At 71.1% G+C, this 15268-nt stretch carries 12 protein-coding genes; 6 read left to right on the plus strand and 6 right to left on the minus strand.

The features are described 5' to 3' along the window. Nucleotides 1-73: 73 nt before the first annotated feature. The 4 genes from NR792_RS35205 to NR792_RS35220 form a co-directional block, all read right to left on the minus strand. Nucleotides 74-1984, minus strand: a complete 1911-nt coding sequence (locus tag NR792_RS35205) for a protein kinase (protein ID WP_375757086.1) — start codon at nt 1982-1984, stop codon at nt 74-76. Nucleotides 1985-2071: 87 nt separating this feature from the next. Continuing rightward, nucleotides 2072-2965, minus strand: coding sequence for a glycoside hydrolase family protein (locus NR792_RS35210; RefSeq protein WP_375757087.1), 894 nt, complete (start codon nt 2963-2965; stop codon nt 2072-2074). 23 nt (nt 2966-2988) lie between these two features. Then, nucleotides 2989-4059: an MBL fold metallo-hydrolase gene (locus tag NR792_RS35215; protein WP_375757088.1), complete on the minus strand. Its 1071-nt coding sequence runs from the start codon at nt 4057-4059 to the stop codon at nt 2989-2991. Between the two features lie 115 nt (nt 4060-4174). Then, nucleotides 4175-5722 (minus strand): ELWxxDGT repeat protein, encoded by a 1548-nt coding sequence (locus NR792_RS35220; protein ID WP_375757089.1) that lies wholly within the window; start codon nt 5720-5722, stop codon nt 4175-4177. A gap of 150 nt (nt 5723-5872) precedes the next feature. On the opposite strand from NR792_RS35220, the gene NR792_RS35225 reads away from it, so the two are divergent. From NR792_RS35225 to NR792_RS35240, 4 genes are read left to right on the plus strand one after another with little or no spacing between them, the layout of a single operon-like run. Continuing rightward, nucleotides 5873-7243, plus strand: a complete 1371-nt coding sequence (locus tag NR792_RS35225) for a TAXI family TRAP transporter solute-binding subunit (protein WP_375757090.1) — start codon at nt 5873-5875, stop codon at nt 7241-7243. Next, nucleotides 7240-8256, plus strand: a complete 1017-nt coding sequence (locus NR792_RS35230; protein ID WP_375757091.1) for a hypothetical protein — start codon at nt 7240-7242, stop codon at nt 8254-8256. The genes NR792_RS35225 and NR792_RS35230 overlap by 4 nt, the downstream gene beginning before the upstream one ends. A gap of 21 nt (nt 8257-8277) precedes the next feature. Continuing rightward, entirely contained in the window at nt 8278-9873 is a 1596-nt protein-coding gene (locus NR792_RS35235; RefSeq protein ID WP_375757092.1) for an MBL fold metallo-hydrolase, read from the plus strand. Continuing rightward, nucleotides 9870-11618, plus strand: coding sequence for an ABC transporter ATP-binding protein (locus NR792_RS35240; RefSeq protein WP_375757093.1), 1749 nt, complete (start codon nt 9870-9872; stop codon nt 11616-11618). The genes NR792_RS35235 and NR792_RS35240 overlap by 4 nt, the downstream gene beginning before the upstream one ends. Before the next feature lie 25 nt (nt 11619-11643). On the opposite strand, the gene NR792_RS35245 is transcribed toward NR792_RS35240, so the two are convergent. Beyond that, the gene (locus NR792_RS35245; RefSeq protein ID WP_375757094.1) at nt 11644-11982 is read right to left on the minus strand and encodes a TerB family tellurite resistance protein; all 339 of its coding nucleotides are present in this window, start codon (nt 11980-11982) and stop codon (nt 11644-11646) included. Between the two features lie 182 nt (nt 11983-12164). Between NR792_RS35245 and NR792_RS35250 the strand changes: the two genes are divergently transcribed. Beyond that, nucleotides 12165-13229, plus strand: coding sequence for a helix-turn-helix transcriptional regulator (locus NR792_RS35250; protein WP_375757095.1), 1065 nt, complete (start codon nt 12165-12167; stop codon nt 13227-13229). A gap of 91 nt (nt 13230-13320) precedes the next feature. Continuing rightward, complete coding sequence (locus NR792_RS35255) at nt 13321-14391, plus strand: LuxR C-terminal-related transcriptional regulator (protein ID WP_375757096.1); 1071 nt, start codon at nt 13321-13323, stop codon at nt 14389-14391. Here NR792_RS35255 and NR792_RS35260 read toward each other — a convergent pair. Next, the gene (locus NR792_RS35260) at nt 14386-15267 is read right to left on the minus strand and encodes an alpha/beta hydrolase (protein WP_375761746.1); all 882 of its coding nucleotides are present in this window, start codon (nt 15265-15267) and stop codon (nt 14386-14388) included. The genes NR792_RS35255 and NR792_RS35260 overlap by 6 nt on opposite strands. Nucleotide 15268: the final 1 nt, after the last annotated feature.

Genomic DNA, 15268 nt, shown 5'->3' on the forward strand with positions numbered 1-15268 from the left:
ATATTCCAGGGATGGCGTCTTCGGGTCTGTCTTTCCTCTCGCCTGCCTGCCCTCCTGTCGGCGAGTGGAAACCTCAGTTCGCCACGTCGCCGCCCGCGAGCAGTTCAGCCACTTTCGCCCGGCGGGGATGGTCCTTGGGGGCGAGCAGCAGGAAGGTCTCGTAGTGGCGCGTGCTCTCCCGCGGGTGGTTGAGCTTCGCGTGGACCACTCCGAGCATGAGGTAGCATTCCGGCATGTCTGGATTGTTCTCCGCGCAGTCATTGGCGGCTTCCAGGGCCGCGTCGTAGTCCTTGCTCTGGAGCAGGCCGGAGAACTGCTGCTGCTTCGTCTTCACGAGCGAGCTGACCTTCTGCTGCACCTCCTGCCGCTTGGAGTCGAGCAGGCCCAGGACGCCCTTCCTGGGCGCGGGGGCGGCCTCCACGACGGCGGGAGGCGGCTCCTGGACGGCACTGGCCGCGACGACCGTGGGCGGCGCGGGTTCCTCGGCGACCGGGATCGGCACCGGTTCCTCCGCCTGGACGCGCTGGGTGGCGCGGACGGTCCGGGCGGAAGGCTTCCGGGTGGAAGGCGCGGGCCGCGCGGGCGCTGGCTCCTCGAGGTGTTCCGCCAGCGCCGCCGCCACCGCTTCCGGTTCCTCCACGGGGCCAGGCGCGGGAGGCTCGGCCTTCGGGGCGGGTGCTTCAGCGACGACCGTCTTCGGCTCGGGCACTTCGACCGCGACCCTTTGCGCGACGGGCGGCGGCGGTGTGACGGGCGCCGGCGAGCGGGCATCCATCAGGAACCACAGACTGGCTCCCACCACGGCCAGGCCTCCCGCCGCGCTCGCGCCGTAGAGCGCCTTGCGAGAGGGGCGTGCCGGAACGGTGGGCGCCGCGTCGGGCTGCGTCGTCTCGGTGGCCGGAGGCTTCGCGACGGCGCGCACGAGGCGCCGGGTCTGGACCTGCTCCGGCGGCGGGGCATCCAGCAGCTTCGTGAGCGCGGGCACTCCCCACCGCTTCGCCTCGTCGCGGAAGTCGCCGGGCACGGACAGCTCCCGGCCCTCGTGCGTCAGGTCCGAGCGGAACAGCACCCGCAACAGGTTCGCGAGGCTCAGCGAGGAGAAGCGCGGGTAGTGCGCGTGGAGGAACTCCGCCAGCGCATCCCCGAAGGCATGGCTGGACTCGAAGCGCCGCTTCCGGTCCGCAGCCAGCGCCTTCATCACGAGGTCGTTCAGCGCCTTGGGCAGGTCCGGCCGGAGCTCCGTGGGCGCGGGAATCTGTCCGTGGGCAATCTTCATCATCACGGTGTGGGGCGGCCCCTCCACCGGGAGCTTCGCGCAGAGCAGTTCGTACAACACGATGCCCGTGGCCCAGACGTCCGTGCGCGCGTCCACCTCTTCGCCGCGCGCCTGCTCCGGGGAGAAGAAGAGGTACTTGCCCTTCACCACCCCGGGCTCCGTCTTGAAGCCGCGCTGCAGCTGCGCCTTCGCGATGCCGAAGTCGACGATCTTGACCTGGCCCTCGTAGCTGACGAGCACGTTGTCCGGAGAGATGTCCCGGTGGACGATGCGCAGCGGCTTGCCGCTCCCATCCGTGCGCGTGTGCGCGTAGTGCAGGCCCCGGCACATCTCCATCGCGATGAAGACCGCCACCGGGATGGGCAGCGCCCCCAGGCCCGCCTTCAACGCGCGCTTGAGCACCTTGTCGAGCGGCTTGCCGTCGACGAACTCCATGGCGAGGAAGTACTCGTCCTCCACCTGGCCGAAGTCGAAGACCTGCGCCACGTTGCCGTGGGACAGCGTGGCGGAGATGCGCGCCTCGCTGATGAACATGGAGATGAAGGCCTCGTCGGTGGCGTACTCCGGGAGGACCTTCTTGATGAGGACAGGCTTGGTGATGCCCGCGGCGCCCACCAGCTGGGCGCGCCACGTCTCCGCCATGCCGCCCCGACCCAACCACGACACCAGCTCATACCGTCCGAAGGTGTCCCCTGCCTCGAGTGTCATGCGGGGCGCACCTTACCCCCAGAACCCCGGAAGCACCGAACAGCCGCCCCCACGCCCGCCCTGCGTGGAGGCCCAGGCCTCCCTGCGTCATGGAGACGGCTTCGCGGCGCCGGCGGCCAGCGTGACGTACAGGTGGCCCAGCTCCGTCAGCTCCCCGGAGGCGCCCAGCAGGTTGATGGAGGGGATTTCGGGGTTGCGTCCGGAGAACCACGCGTAGCGCTCGATGGCGGGCTCCGTCTCCAGATAGGCAATGGCATCCACCATGTACTGCTTCTGCACGTCCACGGTGATTTCGCCATGGGGCCGGTCCCCGCACGCGAACTCGGTCAGCCAGAGGGGCTTGTTGTACTTCTTGAACAGCCCCACGTACCACTTGAGCGCCCCCACGTCGCACGCGTACCAGTGGATGGCGATGGCATCCACCTGGCAGTTCGCGCAGGCCTTGAAGAAGGCATCCAGGTACACCACCGGGTCGGTGAAGGTGACGCCGTCCTCCGACACGCAGTCGCCGCAGTAGTTCACCGCGGGGGACACCAGCTTGAGCCCCTTGCGGCGGGCCACCTCCTCCAGCACGGGCCACAGCGCCGCGGCCTGGCGGGGCGTCTTGTTCGCCTGGGACTTGAAGTTGGGCTCGTTGAAGCCCAGCAGGTACTGCGCGCCGGCGGGAATCTCCGACTCGAGCTGGGCCACCGTGGGCGTGCCGCCCCAGGCCATGGGCACGAAGGAGACGTCCTCGGAGACGTAGACGCTGGCGGCGCCGGCCTCAGGACGGGGCGACCAGTTGTACCACCAGCTCATCCCGGGGGAGAGCGCCTTCAGGTCCTCCGCCGAGTGATAGCCATACCCGAGGCCCCGCTTCGCGCTCCGGGTCGCGACAGGGTCGGGCTTGTCTGTCTGGGATTGCGACCCGGCCGCGGGGTCGCACGCCAGCAGCGGTGACAGCAGGACGGCGAGGGACAGCGCGAGGGGGGCGCGGGTCATGGCGCGACTCTACGCCCGATGCCTCACGGCGCCAGCCGGGGCACGAGCCGGGGCTCGCCCACCTCGCGCCACCACGGCGTCACGCCCTCCACGCGCGAGGGCTCCAGGCTCCGGCCCAGGCCCGGCGTGAAGAGGCGCACCTGCTGCTCCGTGGCCAGCCGCACCAGCGTCTCCACGGGCTCATCCCAGGCGTGCAGCGCCAGGTTGAAGGTGCCCCAGTGCACCGGCATCAGCGTGCCGCCGCCCAGCATCGCGTGCGCCTTGAGCGCGTTCTCCGGGCCCAGGTGGATGCCGCCCCAGCTCGGGTGGAACGCGCCCACCTCCAGCATCACCAGGTCGAAGGGGCCGCACCTGCGGCCAATCTCCTCGAACTCCGTCGTGAGGCCGGTGTCACCGCTGAAGAACAGCCGGTGCTTGTCGGTGGTGAGCACCCATGACGCCCACAGCGTCGTGTTGCGGTCGCCCAGGCCGCGGCCGGAGAAGTGCTGCGAGGGCGCCGCGCGGAAGGCCACCGGGCCCACGCGGTGCTCCTCCCACCAGTCCAGCTCGGTAATCAGCTCCGGCGCCACGCCGAAGGCCTCCAGGTGGCGGCCCACGCCCAGCGCGGTGACGAAGGGCACCCGCCGCTTCGCCAGCGCCTGGATGGTGCTCCGGCACAGGTGGTCGTAGTGGTCGTGCGACACCAGCACCGCGTCCAGGTCCGGCAGCGCGTCCAATTGCACGGGCGTGGCGTGGAAGCGCTTGGGGCCCGCGAAGGACACGGGCGAGGCCCGGTCGCCGAAGACGGGGTCGGTGAGCACTCGCGCCCCGTCCACCTCCAGCAGCATCGTGCTGTGCCCCAGCCAGGTGACGCGCAGGCCCGTGTCCGGCGCGCGGGCCCAGGCGCCGCGCGGGTCGTCCACCGGCAGCGGCGCGGGCGGCGTGCGCTGCGTGCCGCCGAAGAAGTACTCGCCCAGGAGGGGCAGCGGGTTGCCCTGGAGGCCGGGCCCCACGGGGGCGGTGTTGCGGAACCCCTGGCCCTCGAACTGACGGGAGGCCCGGCTGCGTTCGAGGCGGAGTCCCGCGCGGCGCGCGCTGTCACTGACGGTGGGCATGCGCGGGTGTCTAACACCCACGCTCCGCCCTGGCACGGTCACCCGCCTGGAGCCCGGACGGGCCAGCGTCCCCGCGTCCGGTACCGGCCGGGGCGGGGAGGCGGCGGGAGAAGGCCTACAGGGCGTCTTCCGGCGCCACGCAGGTGTTGCTGAGCGCGCTGGACCAGAGCTGGGCGTTCAGCGTGTCGTCATAGGCGCTGAAGTAGACGCGGCTGCCCTGGCGGAAGAACTCGCGCGGGTACGAGGAGGGGTCCGGCAGGGGCTGCACGCCGATGTTCTTGAGGAGGCGCGTCCCGCCAGGCGTGCCGTTGCTCACCCAGGGCTCGATGCCCGTCGCGGGGTCGTAGGCGCTGAAGAAGACCAGGTTGTCCGCCACCGCGTACACCGGCGAGCTGTACTCGTCCGACAGGCTCAGCGGCCGGCGCAGCAGGGTGGTGCCCCCGGCGGTGCCGTTCGTCACCCACAGCTGCGTGTCGCGCGGCGCCGGGCCGTCACTGCCGATGGCCACGGAGAAGTACAGCCTGGAGCCGCCCGGCGCCTGGCTCACGGCGTCGAGATACGGGAACGCCGCGCCCTGTGACGCGTAGTCGTTGGGCAGGGTGAAGACGGGCTCCGGGTTTCCGCCCGCCAGCGGCACGCGGTAGAGCACCATGTACTGGGTGCTGTAGCTGGTCGTCGTGACGTACGCGTACGCGCCCAGCGCGCCCAGCACGCGCATGGAGCGCGTGGACCCGAACGACGCCAGCCGCAGCGTGCCGCCCGCCGTGCCATCCGACTTCCACAGCTCCGACAGGCCGCTGCTCTCGTCCAGCTTGAAGAGCGTGAGCGCGCCGGAGGTGCGCACGTCGTTCGGGAAGGTGTTGGGACCCGCGTCCAGCCGCTTCAGCTGGAGGGTGCCGGAGGCGGTGCCGTCCGTGCGCCAGAGGGAGATGGCGCCCTCGAGCTCGCGCACGAAGAACAGCAGCGCGTTGCCCACCTTCGCGTCCAGGTAGCTCACGTCCACGCGGGTGCCGAAGTCGCGCAGGCGCACCGTGCCCGCGGCCGTGCCGTCCGACCGCCACAGCTCGTAGCGCGTGGTGAAGACGGTGGTGTCGAACACCTCCCGGAAGAACACGAGCGTGGAGCCCGTCGCCGTCAGGTGCGTCAGGTACGAGCCCTCCGCGCCCGGCGTGAGGTCCCGCACCAGCCGGGTGCCGGCCGTCGTCCCGTCACTCACCCACAGCTCGAGGCCGTTCACCGAGTCCGGCGCCTGGAAGAAGAGCTGCGTCGGGGTGGCGGTGAGCTGCGACAGGCGCGGCGTCGCGGTGCCGTCCGTCGCCGGGAAGCTGCGCACCGGCGTGGTGCCCGCGTCCGTGCCGGTGCTCCGCCACAGGCCGCGGCGGCCGTCCTCGAAGTTCACCGCGAAGTGCAGCGCCCCCTGGAAGGACTCGAAGCTGTCCGGCCCCATCGCGAAGCGCGGGATGCCCAGCTCCGAAGGGGGCAGGATGGTCTTCACCCGCTGGGTGCCCGCGGCGGTGGGGAGGCAGAGGGCCTCCGCCGTCACCTCTGGCGCCGAGGTAGGCTCCTGTGCGAGTCCGGCTTCCGTCTGCTCCTCGGGGAGCGCCCCGCCGCAGCCCACCCCCACCACCAGCAAGGACACCGCCCACCCGCCGCGCCAACCCATGCCACACCCCTTCAAAAAGGCCTGGGAGGGAGGGTGTGTCGCGCAAGGGGTTGCGCCAAGTGCCCCCGGGTCGGGACGTGCTCGCCTGCCTGGACCGACGCGGTGTACGGCGGGGCCCCGCACGGCGCGGTCGGTATACTGCGCATCCCCATGAAGACGGACACGTTGAAGGCGCAGCTCAAGCGCACGTTGCGGCGCGACCTGTGGATCGCCGTCGCCCCCGCGTCACTGCTCATCGCGGTCGCGTTCGCGGTGACGTTCTATTTCGTCAAGCCCGCGCCGCCCAAGACGCTGGTGATGGCGCTGGCGCCGGAGGAGGGCGGCTTCAACTACATGGCGAAGCGCTACCAGAAGTTCCTCGCGCAGCACGGGGTGACGCTGGAGCTGCGCAACACGAAGGGCTCCGTGGGCAGCGTGGCGCTCCTGGCCGCGGAGGACAGCGGGGTGGACATCGCCTTCGCGCAGAGCGGCACCACCGGCGGCAAGGGGCAGGCGGTGCCGGAGAACGTGGCGTCGCTGGGCAGCCTCTCCTACGTGCCGCTGTGGGTCTTCTACCGGGGCGAGCCCGTGGACGACGTGCGGGGCCTGGCGGGCAAGCGCATCGCGGTGGGGCCCGAGGAGAGCGGCACGCGCGCGCTGGCGATGACGCTGCTCCAGGCGAACAAGGTGGAAGCGGCGCCCACGGAGCTGCTGCCGCTGGATCGCGACGCGGCCATCGACGCGCTGACGCAGGGCAAGGTGGACGCGGTGTTCCTGGTGTCGCCGGCGGAGTCGCCGCGCATCCAGAAGCTGGCCGCGGTGAAGGACGTGCGGCTGCTCAGCTTCACGCGCGCGGAGGCGTACACGCGCCGCTACCCGTACCTGTCGCGCCACGTGCTGCCGCAGGGCGTGTTCGACTTCGCGAAGAACGTGCCGGACCAGGACGTGGTGGTGCTCGCGCCCAACGCGCTGCTGCTGGCGAAGGACTCGCTGCACCCGGCGCTCGCGTACCTCCTGATGCGCGCGGCCAGTGAGATTTCCGGCACGGCGGGCATCCTGGACAAGACGGGCGAGTTCCCCGCGCCGCTCGCGGCGGGCTTCCCCTTGAGCAGCGAGGCGAAGCGCTACTACGCGTCGGGCGTGCCCCTGCTCCAGCGCTACCTGCCGTTCTGGGCGGCGAACCTGGTGGACCGGCTGTGGGTGATGCTGGTGCCCATCATCGCGGTGGTGGTGCCGCTGGGGCGCGCGGTGCCCGCGGTGTTCCTGTGGCGGGTGCGCTCGCGCATCCACCGGTGGTACGCGCGGCTGAAGGAGGTCGAGATCCAGCTGGAGGAGGACCCGGACCAGGAGATGCTCCAGGACATGCTCAAGCGGCTGGAGGAGGCGGAGCGCGAGGTGAACCGCATCGCGGTGCCCATCGCCTACGCGGAGAACCTGTACTTCTTCCGTGAGCACGTGGACGTCGTGCGCCGCCGGCTCACCCGCAGGCTCGCGGGCGCGCCCGAGCACAAGGACGCCCACCCCCTGCAGGTGACCGCGTGACGGAAGTGGAAGAGGTGTCGCTGGTCGGGCTGACGGAGGACATGGGGGTCAACGCGCTCCTGTTCGGCTTCGTGGGGCTGTACGCGCTCACGTTCCCGGGGCGCGTGCGGGCCTGCTACCTGGTGGGCAGCCACGCCACCCGTGAGGCGGTGGGCGAGAGCGACCTGGACCTCACGCTCGTCTTCAAGGACTCGTTCCTGCCGGGCGAGGAGGACCGCTTCGAGCGCTTCCGCATGGCGGTGGGCCCGCTGGCCCGCTACCCGCTGGACCTGACCGCGGTGGAGGAGTCGCGGCTCGTCGCCGAGGGCGAGGTGAACCTCAAGGAGAACGCGCTGCTCATCGCGGGCGAGGACGTGCGCGACCGCGTGCCGCTGATGCCGCTGGAGGCGTGGACGCGCCACAGCATGCACCAGCCCTACCGGTTCATTGAACGCGCGCGCGCCCGTCCGGAAGACGCGCCCCTGCGCTTCCCGCTGGCGTACCCGGACGCGCGCGGCGAGCTGTACGGCTACGACTACCGCGAGGTGATGGACGCGCAGGGAAACCTGCACCGGGGCTTCAAGGAGCTCGTCACGCTGGCGTGCCGGATGGCGACGGCGGTGGTGGCGCTGGACGCGGGCCGCCACACCTTCTCCAAGCGCGACGCCATCCAGGCGCACCGCGAGCACCTGAACGACACCTGGACGCCGCTGTACGAGTCCATCTTCGCGCTCCGCCAGAAGTGGGGCTACCGCGTGCCGGAGGACGCGGAGGCGAAGGCCGCGCTGAAGGCCGCGTGCGCGCGGATGCTGGACGCGGAGAACGCCTTCCTCGCGCGCTACCGCGACTTCCTCCTGCTGGAGCTGACGCGGGGGGCGGTGCGGGACCGGGCGCTGGCGGCCCGGCGGCTGGGCGACATCGCCTATCCGGACGCGGACGTGCGTCAGGCGCTGGAGCGGCTCCTGGACTCGCCGGAGCCCTCGCTGCGCGAGGCCGCGCGCGAGTCGCTGGCCCGGCTGGCGAAGGCCGCCTGAGAAACCCTTGAAGGAGTGTTGATGTCGCGCCCCCCGGTGTACCTGAAGCAGAACGTCGTCGCCGAGCCGCTCCACAACCAATGGTACGCATGGTGGTTCCTGGCGTCGCCCATGACGGCGCCGCTGTTCGTGGCGAACCTCCACGTGAAGATCATGGAGTCCTTCGTCGCGAACCCCGCCATCCACGTCGCGGCGCTCAAGAGCCCGGCGCTGCGCGGGGGCCCCTACCTCAACTGCGGCGTGGAGCGGGTGGGGGAGGTGAAGGCGCTCCTGGAGCGCACGCTCCAGGAGGAGTCGCTGGCCCTGCGCTACGCGGCCGCGATGCGCGAGCTGGATGCGCTGCTCGCCTCCGCGGAGGGCTACTCGCTGGAGGAGCTGTACCCGCGCGTGCCGGACCTGCTGCGCGGCTACGTGGAGCTCACGTATGACCTGCGCAACCGCGCGTCCGCGCGCTTCTTCGAGCCGCTGCTCTACCGCAGCCCCTTCCACCGCGAGTCCTCGCAGAGCGTGTCCCTGCGGCTGGTGCATGGGGACGCGCGTCCGTATGTCTTCAGCACGCCCCGGCTGGACGACTCCCGGGAAGGCGACCTCCAGGTGCGCCTGCCCTTCCGGCACGAGGCCTGGGACACGCTGTTCGCGATGCGGCGCACGCCGGCCCCGCTGGAGGCGGTGCGCGACGCGCTGGGGATTGCCCCCCAGGACGGGGACACCTTCGCCACCTTCTTCACGCCCGAGCCGCCCCGGCCCGCCCCGCGCTACGACGGCGACGGGGTGCGCGTGCGCTACTTCGGCCACGCGTGCGTGCTGATGGAGTCCCGCCACGTGAGCGTGCTCACCGACCCGGTGGTGAGCTACGACTTCCCCACCGACCTGCCGCGCTTCACCTTCGCGGACCTGCCGGAGCGCATCGACTACGTGCTGCTCACGCACGGCCACGCGGACCACCTGATGTTCGAGCCGCTGCTCCAGCTGCGCCACCGCATTGGCACGGTGGTGGTGCCCGCGGGGGGCGGCGGCGCGCTGGTGGACCCGTCGCTGAAGCTGATGCTCCAGCACGCGGGCTTCCGCAACGTGGTGACGCTGTCGGAGCTGGAGTCGCTGCCGGTGCCGGGCGGGGAGCTGGTGGGGCTGCCCTTCCTGGGCGAGCACGGCGACCTGGACGTGCGCGGCAAGCTGGCGCACCTGGTGCGGCTGGAGGGCAAGGCGCTGCTCATGGCGGCGGACTCCAACGCGCTGGAGCCCCGGCTGTACGAGCACGTGCAGCCGCACGTGGGCCCCATTGACATGATGTGGCTGGGCATGGAGTCGGAGGGCGGGCCGCTCAGCTGGATGTACGGGCCGCTGCTGCCCGCGCCGCTGTCGCGGAAGATGGACCAGTCGCGGCGGCTCAACGGCTCCAACGCGGCGCGCGCCATCGACATCGTGCAGCGGCTCAAGCCCCGGCAGGTGCGCATCTACGCCATGGGCCGCGAGCCGTGGCTGGGCCACGTGATGGTGATGGGCTACCACGAGCAGTCCCCGCAGCTGGTGGAGTCTCGCAAGCTGCTGGCGCACTGCCGCGAGCACGGCGTGGACGCGGACATGCCCTACGGCCAGGCGGAGTCCTTCCTCCGGTGACGGCACCCGCCCGTGGTTCGGTCACCGTGAGCCGCCTGCTGCGACTGGCCTGGGAGGAGCGCCGCGCGCTGGGCGTGGGGCTCTTCTTCCTGGTGGTGGCCACGGCGCTGTCGCTGGTGCTCCCGCAGGCGCTGCGCGTCATCGTCGACGAGGCGCTGGGCGCGAAGAACCAGGCGGTCATCGACCGCATGGCGCTGGGGCTCACCGTCGTGTTCGCGGTGCGCGCGGTGTCGGATGCGCTGCGCTTCTACTTCTTCAACACCGCGGGGGAGCGCGCCGTCGCGAAGCTGCGCGAGGACCTGTTCTCCCGGCTGGTGGACCAGGAGGTGGCCTTCTTCGACATGCGCCGCACGGGCGAGCTGACGAGCCGGCTCACCGCGGACACCACCGTGCTGCAGCACGCGGTCAGCAACAACATCGCCACGGCGCTGCGCAGCGGCGCGCAGGCGGTGGGCGGCCTGACGATGCTCTTCTACACGTCGCCGTCGCTGGCGTTCCTGATGGTGGCGGTGGTGCCGCCGGTGGCCATCGCGGGCGTCGTGGTGGGGCGGCGCATCCGCCAGGCCTCGCGTCAGGTGCAGGCGGCGCTGGCGGAGGCCACGGGCGTGGCGGACGAGGTGTTCACCGGCATCCGCACCGTGCGCGCCTTCGCCGCGGAACGGCACGAGGTGGCGCGCTACCGGGGGCGGCTGTCGCAGGTGCTGTCGTTGATGTACCAGCGCTCGCGCCTGTCCGCGGCCTTCATGGCGGGCAGCGGCTTTGGCGGCCTCTTCGCGGCGGCGCTGGTGCTCTGGTACGGCAGCCGGCTGATGATCCGCGGGGATTTGTCCGTGGGCAGCCTGACGTCGTTCCTCGCGTACACGCTGCTGGTGTCCACGGCGCTGAGCGGGCTGACGGACCTGTGGGGGGACTTCATGCGCGCGTCGGGCTCCGCGGAGCGCGTGTTCGAGATGATCGACCGAGTGCCCGCCATCCCGCTGGAGGGCGGGGAGCGGCCCTCCTCGCTGGCGGGGCGGGTGGCGTTCCGGGACGTGCGCTTCGCCTATCCCTCGCGGCTGGACGTGCCGGTGCTCCAGGGGCTGGACCTGGAGCTGGCGCCGGGGGAGGTGGTGGCGCTGGTGGGGCCGTCGGGCGGAGGCAAGTCCACCATCGCCGCGCTGCTCGCGCGCCTGTACGACCCGCAGGCGGGGGGCATCTGGGTGGATGGGCATGACCTGCGCACGCTGGACCCGGGCTGGCTGCGGCGGAACCTGGGCGCGGTGGCGCAGGAGCCGCTGCTGTTCTCCTGCTCCATCGCGGACAACATCCGCTACGGCCGGCCGGACGCCACGGACGCGGAGGTGGAGGCCGCCGCGAGGGCCGCGAACGCGCACGACTTCATCCAGCGCTTCCCGGACGGCTACCGCACGGAGGTGGGCGAGCGCGGCGTGCAGCTGTCCGGCGGCCAGAAGCAGCGCGTGGCCATTGCCCGCGCGGTGCTGAAGGACCCTCGCATCCTGGTGCTGGACGAGGCGACGTCCGCCCTGGACGCGGAGAGCGAGCACCTGGTGCAGGAGGCGCTGGAGCGGCTGATGCAGGGCCGCACCACGCTGGTCATCGCCCACCGCCTGTCGACCGTCGCCAACTCGCACCGGGTGCTGGTGCTGGAGGGCGGCCGGGTGGTGCAGAGCGGCAGCCACGCGGCGCTGATGGCCCAGGAGGGGCTCTACCGGCGCCTGGTGGAGCGGCAGTTCGTGGCGGCCTGAAGCCTCCCGGCCGCCCGCGGGCACTTCAGGGCGCGATGCCGAGCAGCTCGCGGATCTGCCGGGCCATTTCAATCTCGGCTTCGTGCACGTGGCCGTCGCCCGCGATGAGGGTGTGGACGGCGTCGAGGACGGCCTTGGGGTCCTCGCGCAGGACGTTGAGGTTCGGCGGCGGGAGCGGCTTGCCCTCCTGGAGGCAGCGGGTGAGGACGCTGAGCTCCGTCAGGGGCACGCTGAAGCCGCGCGCGGTGTCGATGATGGAGTCGATCTCCTCGCGGGTGACGCGGCCGTCGCTGGTGGCCACCTGGAGCAGGAGCTTGATGACTTCGATGTGGAACTGGGACTCAGGGGGCAGCGGGGCAGCCATGTGGGTCGGATCCTCCGGGGGCGGTCCAGGGTGACCTGCCTGGGGGGGAGCCGTCCAGCGCGACGTCAGCGGCCCGTCGGGGAGCGGAAGGGCGGGGGAGGGGCCTCCAGTGCCGGGTTCCATCCGTGCCATGCTTGGGACGTATGGCATTGCCGGGGGAGGCATTCCGCATGGGTAGGGCCTTGCGATTCACCTCACGCGAAGAGTCGATTCGGGCGGAGCTGCTGACGGACCTGATCGACGTCGGCAGCTACAAGGACATCCACGACGTCCTGGAGACGCGCGTCCTCCAGCTGTGCAGGGCGGATCACTTCGCGCTGGGATGCGCGAACCTGGACGGCTCCGTGGGGCTTCAGTGGACGAGCCGCACGACGATGCCCCTGCTCGAGCACTACTCCCAATGGGTGACCAACGACTTCGTCTTCAAGGCCACGCTGGCCCAGCCCAATCGCGTGCTGAGCACCGGGGAGATGCTCCAGGGACAGAAGCTGGACGCCATGGAGACGCGTCAGCGCAGCGTGGAGGCGGGGCTGGATTTGAAGCACGTGATGGCGGCCCTGCTGATTGAAGAGCAGCAGGGACTCAAGGGCGGCCTCGCGGTGTACAGCGAAGCCTCCCGGCCCTTCCCGGTGCGCAGCCAGCAGTTGCTCCAGCGGCTCGTGCCCGCCATCCACAAGGCCGTCTCTCGCGTGCAGCGGCTTCATGCGCAGGGATTGGAGCTGGACCTGCTCAAGGCCGGCTTCGCCGAGTCCGGGGCGCTGCTGGTGTTGACGCCCTGGGGGCGGGAGATGGTCCGGACGAACGCGGCCACGGCGCTCCTGGAGAAGTGGTTCGCGCGCTCGGACAGGACGCCGCAAGGGATTCCCAGGGCGTGGGTGGACAAGGTCGCGAAGCTGTCGCGCCTGGAGGGCCTGATTCCCCCGGCGCTGGCCACGGAGGTGAAGGAGAAGGACGGCAGGCAATTGCAGGTGACGTTCTCCCTCTCCACCATCCTCTGGGCGGGAAATCCCCTGTGGCAGGTCCGCATCGTCGAGCGCCCGCATTGGCTCCGGGAGGACTGGTTGCGGCTGCTGACGGACACGGAGCGCAAGGTGGCCGACGGCATCTACATGGGCCTCACCGACCGGGGCATCGCCGAGTTCGTGGGAAACACGGTGGGCACGGTGAAGAAGCAGACGGGAGCCATCTACCGGAAGACGCGGACCAAGGGCCGCATGGACTTCCTCGCCCAGGGGCGTCGCGCGTAGCCCCTGCCAGCCCTGTCATACCTCTTTGGAGGGATGGGCCCTGTTTCCGCCCCCGTAATACTTGTTGGGTATTGGCAACGGGGGTGTACCCATGGGCAAGGCACGGAAGTTCCTGTCGCGTGAGCAGGCGTTGATTGCGGAGTTGAAGGAAGCGCTGGGCGAGGCCCGGACCCTCGAGGACGTCTACGAGGCCCTCTCCCAGGCGTTGATCACGCTGTGCGAGGCGGACCACCTCGCGGTGGGCTGCGCGAATCCGGATGGGACCGCGGGGCTGCAATGGAAGACGGACACCGTCCACCCCCTCCTCAAGGATTACGCGGACTGGGTGCAGGAGGATTTCGTCTTCCGGGCCACGGTGGTGCGGCCCAACACGGTGCTCAGCGACGTCCAGATGCTCCGGGGAAAGCCCCTGGCGGAGGAGGAGACCTTCCGGCGCAGCCAGGGCGCGGGGCTGAAGCTCAAGCGCGTGCTGGCGTCGCTCCTGTTCACGGACCAGGAGCTGAAGGGCGGCATCGCGATGTATCGGGAGTCCCCGCGTCCCTTCACGCTCCGGGCGCAGTGGTTCCTGCAGCAGATCATCCCCTACATCACCCGGACGGTGGCCCGGCTCCAGGAGTTCTACGCCCTCCGCTTCGAGCGGGACCTGCTGAAGGCCATCGCGATGGGCTCCAGCCCGGTGCTGGTGTTGAACAGCCTGGGGCGGAAGGTCGCGGACACGGGGCCGGCCATCCCGCTGCTGGAGCGGTGGTTCGCGCCCCACGAGCTCAGCGACGGGGTGCCCAGGGCCTGGATGGAGCGGGTGATGGCGCTGTCCCGCTTCGACGTCGCGGTGGATCCCCGGCTGGAATCGCTCACGCTGGAGCGGGGCGCGGACCGACTGGACGTGACGTTCAGCCAGTCCTCCGTCATCTGGGGAGGCCGCAAGCTGTGGCAGGTGCGCATGCACGAGCGTGCCCACTGGCTGCGCCCGGACTGGAAGCAGAAGCTCACCGCCCAGGAGTCGCGCGTGGCGGACTGCCTCCACGAAGGCCTGGCGAACAAGGAGATTGCTCCCCGGGTGGGATGCTCCGTGGAGACGGTGAAGGTCCACATCAAGTCGATCTTCGAGAAGACCGACACCCACAGCCGCGCGGAGTTCGTCGCCAAAGGGCGGCGCTCATAGCGCGCGGTCGAAGAACTCCCGCAGCTTGCGCGCGTAGCCCTCGGGGTCCTTCTGGGCGTACTCGCCGTGGCCCGCCTGGGGCACCACCCACTGTTCCTTGGGGTCGCAGGCCGCCTGGAAGAGACGGCCCCCCAGCTTCTGGGGCCCGTCCGGGTCGCTGCCTCCGTTGATGAGCAGCAGCGGCCTTCCCTCCAGCCGGCACATGCCGTCCACCGGCCGCACCGCGTCCACGTCGATGCCTTCCCGCCGCAGCCCCCAGAGCACCGCCCAGGTGCTCAGGCCGTAGTGCGAGCCCATGTCGCCCGCCAGGTCCGGGAACGCTCCGGCCACCGCCACCGCCTTCACGCGCGGGTCCTCCTGCGCCACCAGCAGCGCCGTCGTGCCTCCCATGGAGAAGCCGAACAGGCCCACCCGTCCCGCCGTCACGTCGGGCCGGGCCCTCACGAACGCCAGGGCCGCGCGCACGTCCTCGCGCTCGCTGTCGCCCCAGCCGACGCCGTCGCCTTCGCTCTCGCCCTGGCCGTGCAGGTCGAACAGCAGCACCCCGTGGCCCCCGGCCACCAGCGCCCGCGCCTCGAAGAGCACCCGCGTGCGGTTGTCCGCGAAGCCATGCACCAGCACCACCGCCGTCCCGTCGCGCGACGGCACGTACCACCCGCGAAGGACCCGTCCTGCCGCCTGGAACGACACGTCCTCCAGGCCCGTCAGCGCTTCCTCGCCAGCGGGCCGCGTCACCGGGACGCGCGCCGGGTGCACCAGCCCGCGCGCCGTGCGCAGGCCCCGCAGCGCCGTGAATGAACCCGCGCCCAGCACGCCGAGGACGAGCACCAGCGCGAACAGCCGAACCCAGTGGACGCGGTACTTCTTCGTGGACACG

Origin of the sequence: Corallococcus exercitus (genome assembly GCF_042231735.1) — a bacterium.
Lineage (GTDB): Bacteria > Myxococcota > Myxococcia > Myxococcales > Myxococcaceae > Corallococcus > Corallococcus exercitus_B.

Excerpts from the sequence above, each read along its gene's own strand:
- NR792_RS35245 (WP_375757094.1), bottom strand. The coding sequence starts at position 11,982 with ATGGCTGCCCCGCTGCCCCCTGAGTCCCAGTTCCACATCGAAGTCATC.
- NR792_RS35255 (WP_375757096.1), top strand. The coding sequence starts at position 13,321 with ATGGGCAAGGCACGGAAGTTCCTGTCGCGTGAGCAGGCGTTGATTGCG.
- NR792_RS35225 (WP_375757090.1), top strand. The coding sequence starts at position 5,873 with ATGAAGACGGACACGTTGAAGGCGCAGCTCAAGCGCACGTTGCGGCGC.
- NR792_RS35235 (WP_375757092.1), top strand. The coding sequence starts at position 8,278 with ATGTCGCGCCCCCCGGTGTACCTGAAGCAGAACGTCGTCGCCGAGCCG.
- NR792_RS35205 (WP_375757086.1), bottom strand. The coding sequence starts at position 1,984 with ATGACACTCGAGGCAGGGGACACCTTCGGACGGTATGAGCTGGTGTCG.
- NR792_RS35220 (WP_375757089.1), bottom strand. The coding sequence starts at position 5,722 with ATGGGTTGGCGCGGCGGGTGGGCGGTGTCCTTGCTGGTGGTGGGGGTG.
- NR792_RS35215 (WP_375757088.1), bottom strand. The coding sequence starts at position 4,059 with ATGCCCACCGTCAGTGACAGCGCGCGCCGCGCGGGACTCCGCCTCGAA.
- NR792_RS35210 (WP_375757087.1), bottom strand. The coding sequence starts at position 2,965 with ATGACCCGCGCCCCCCTCGCGCTGTCCCTCGCCGTCCTGCTGTCACCG.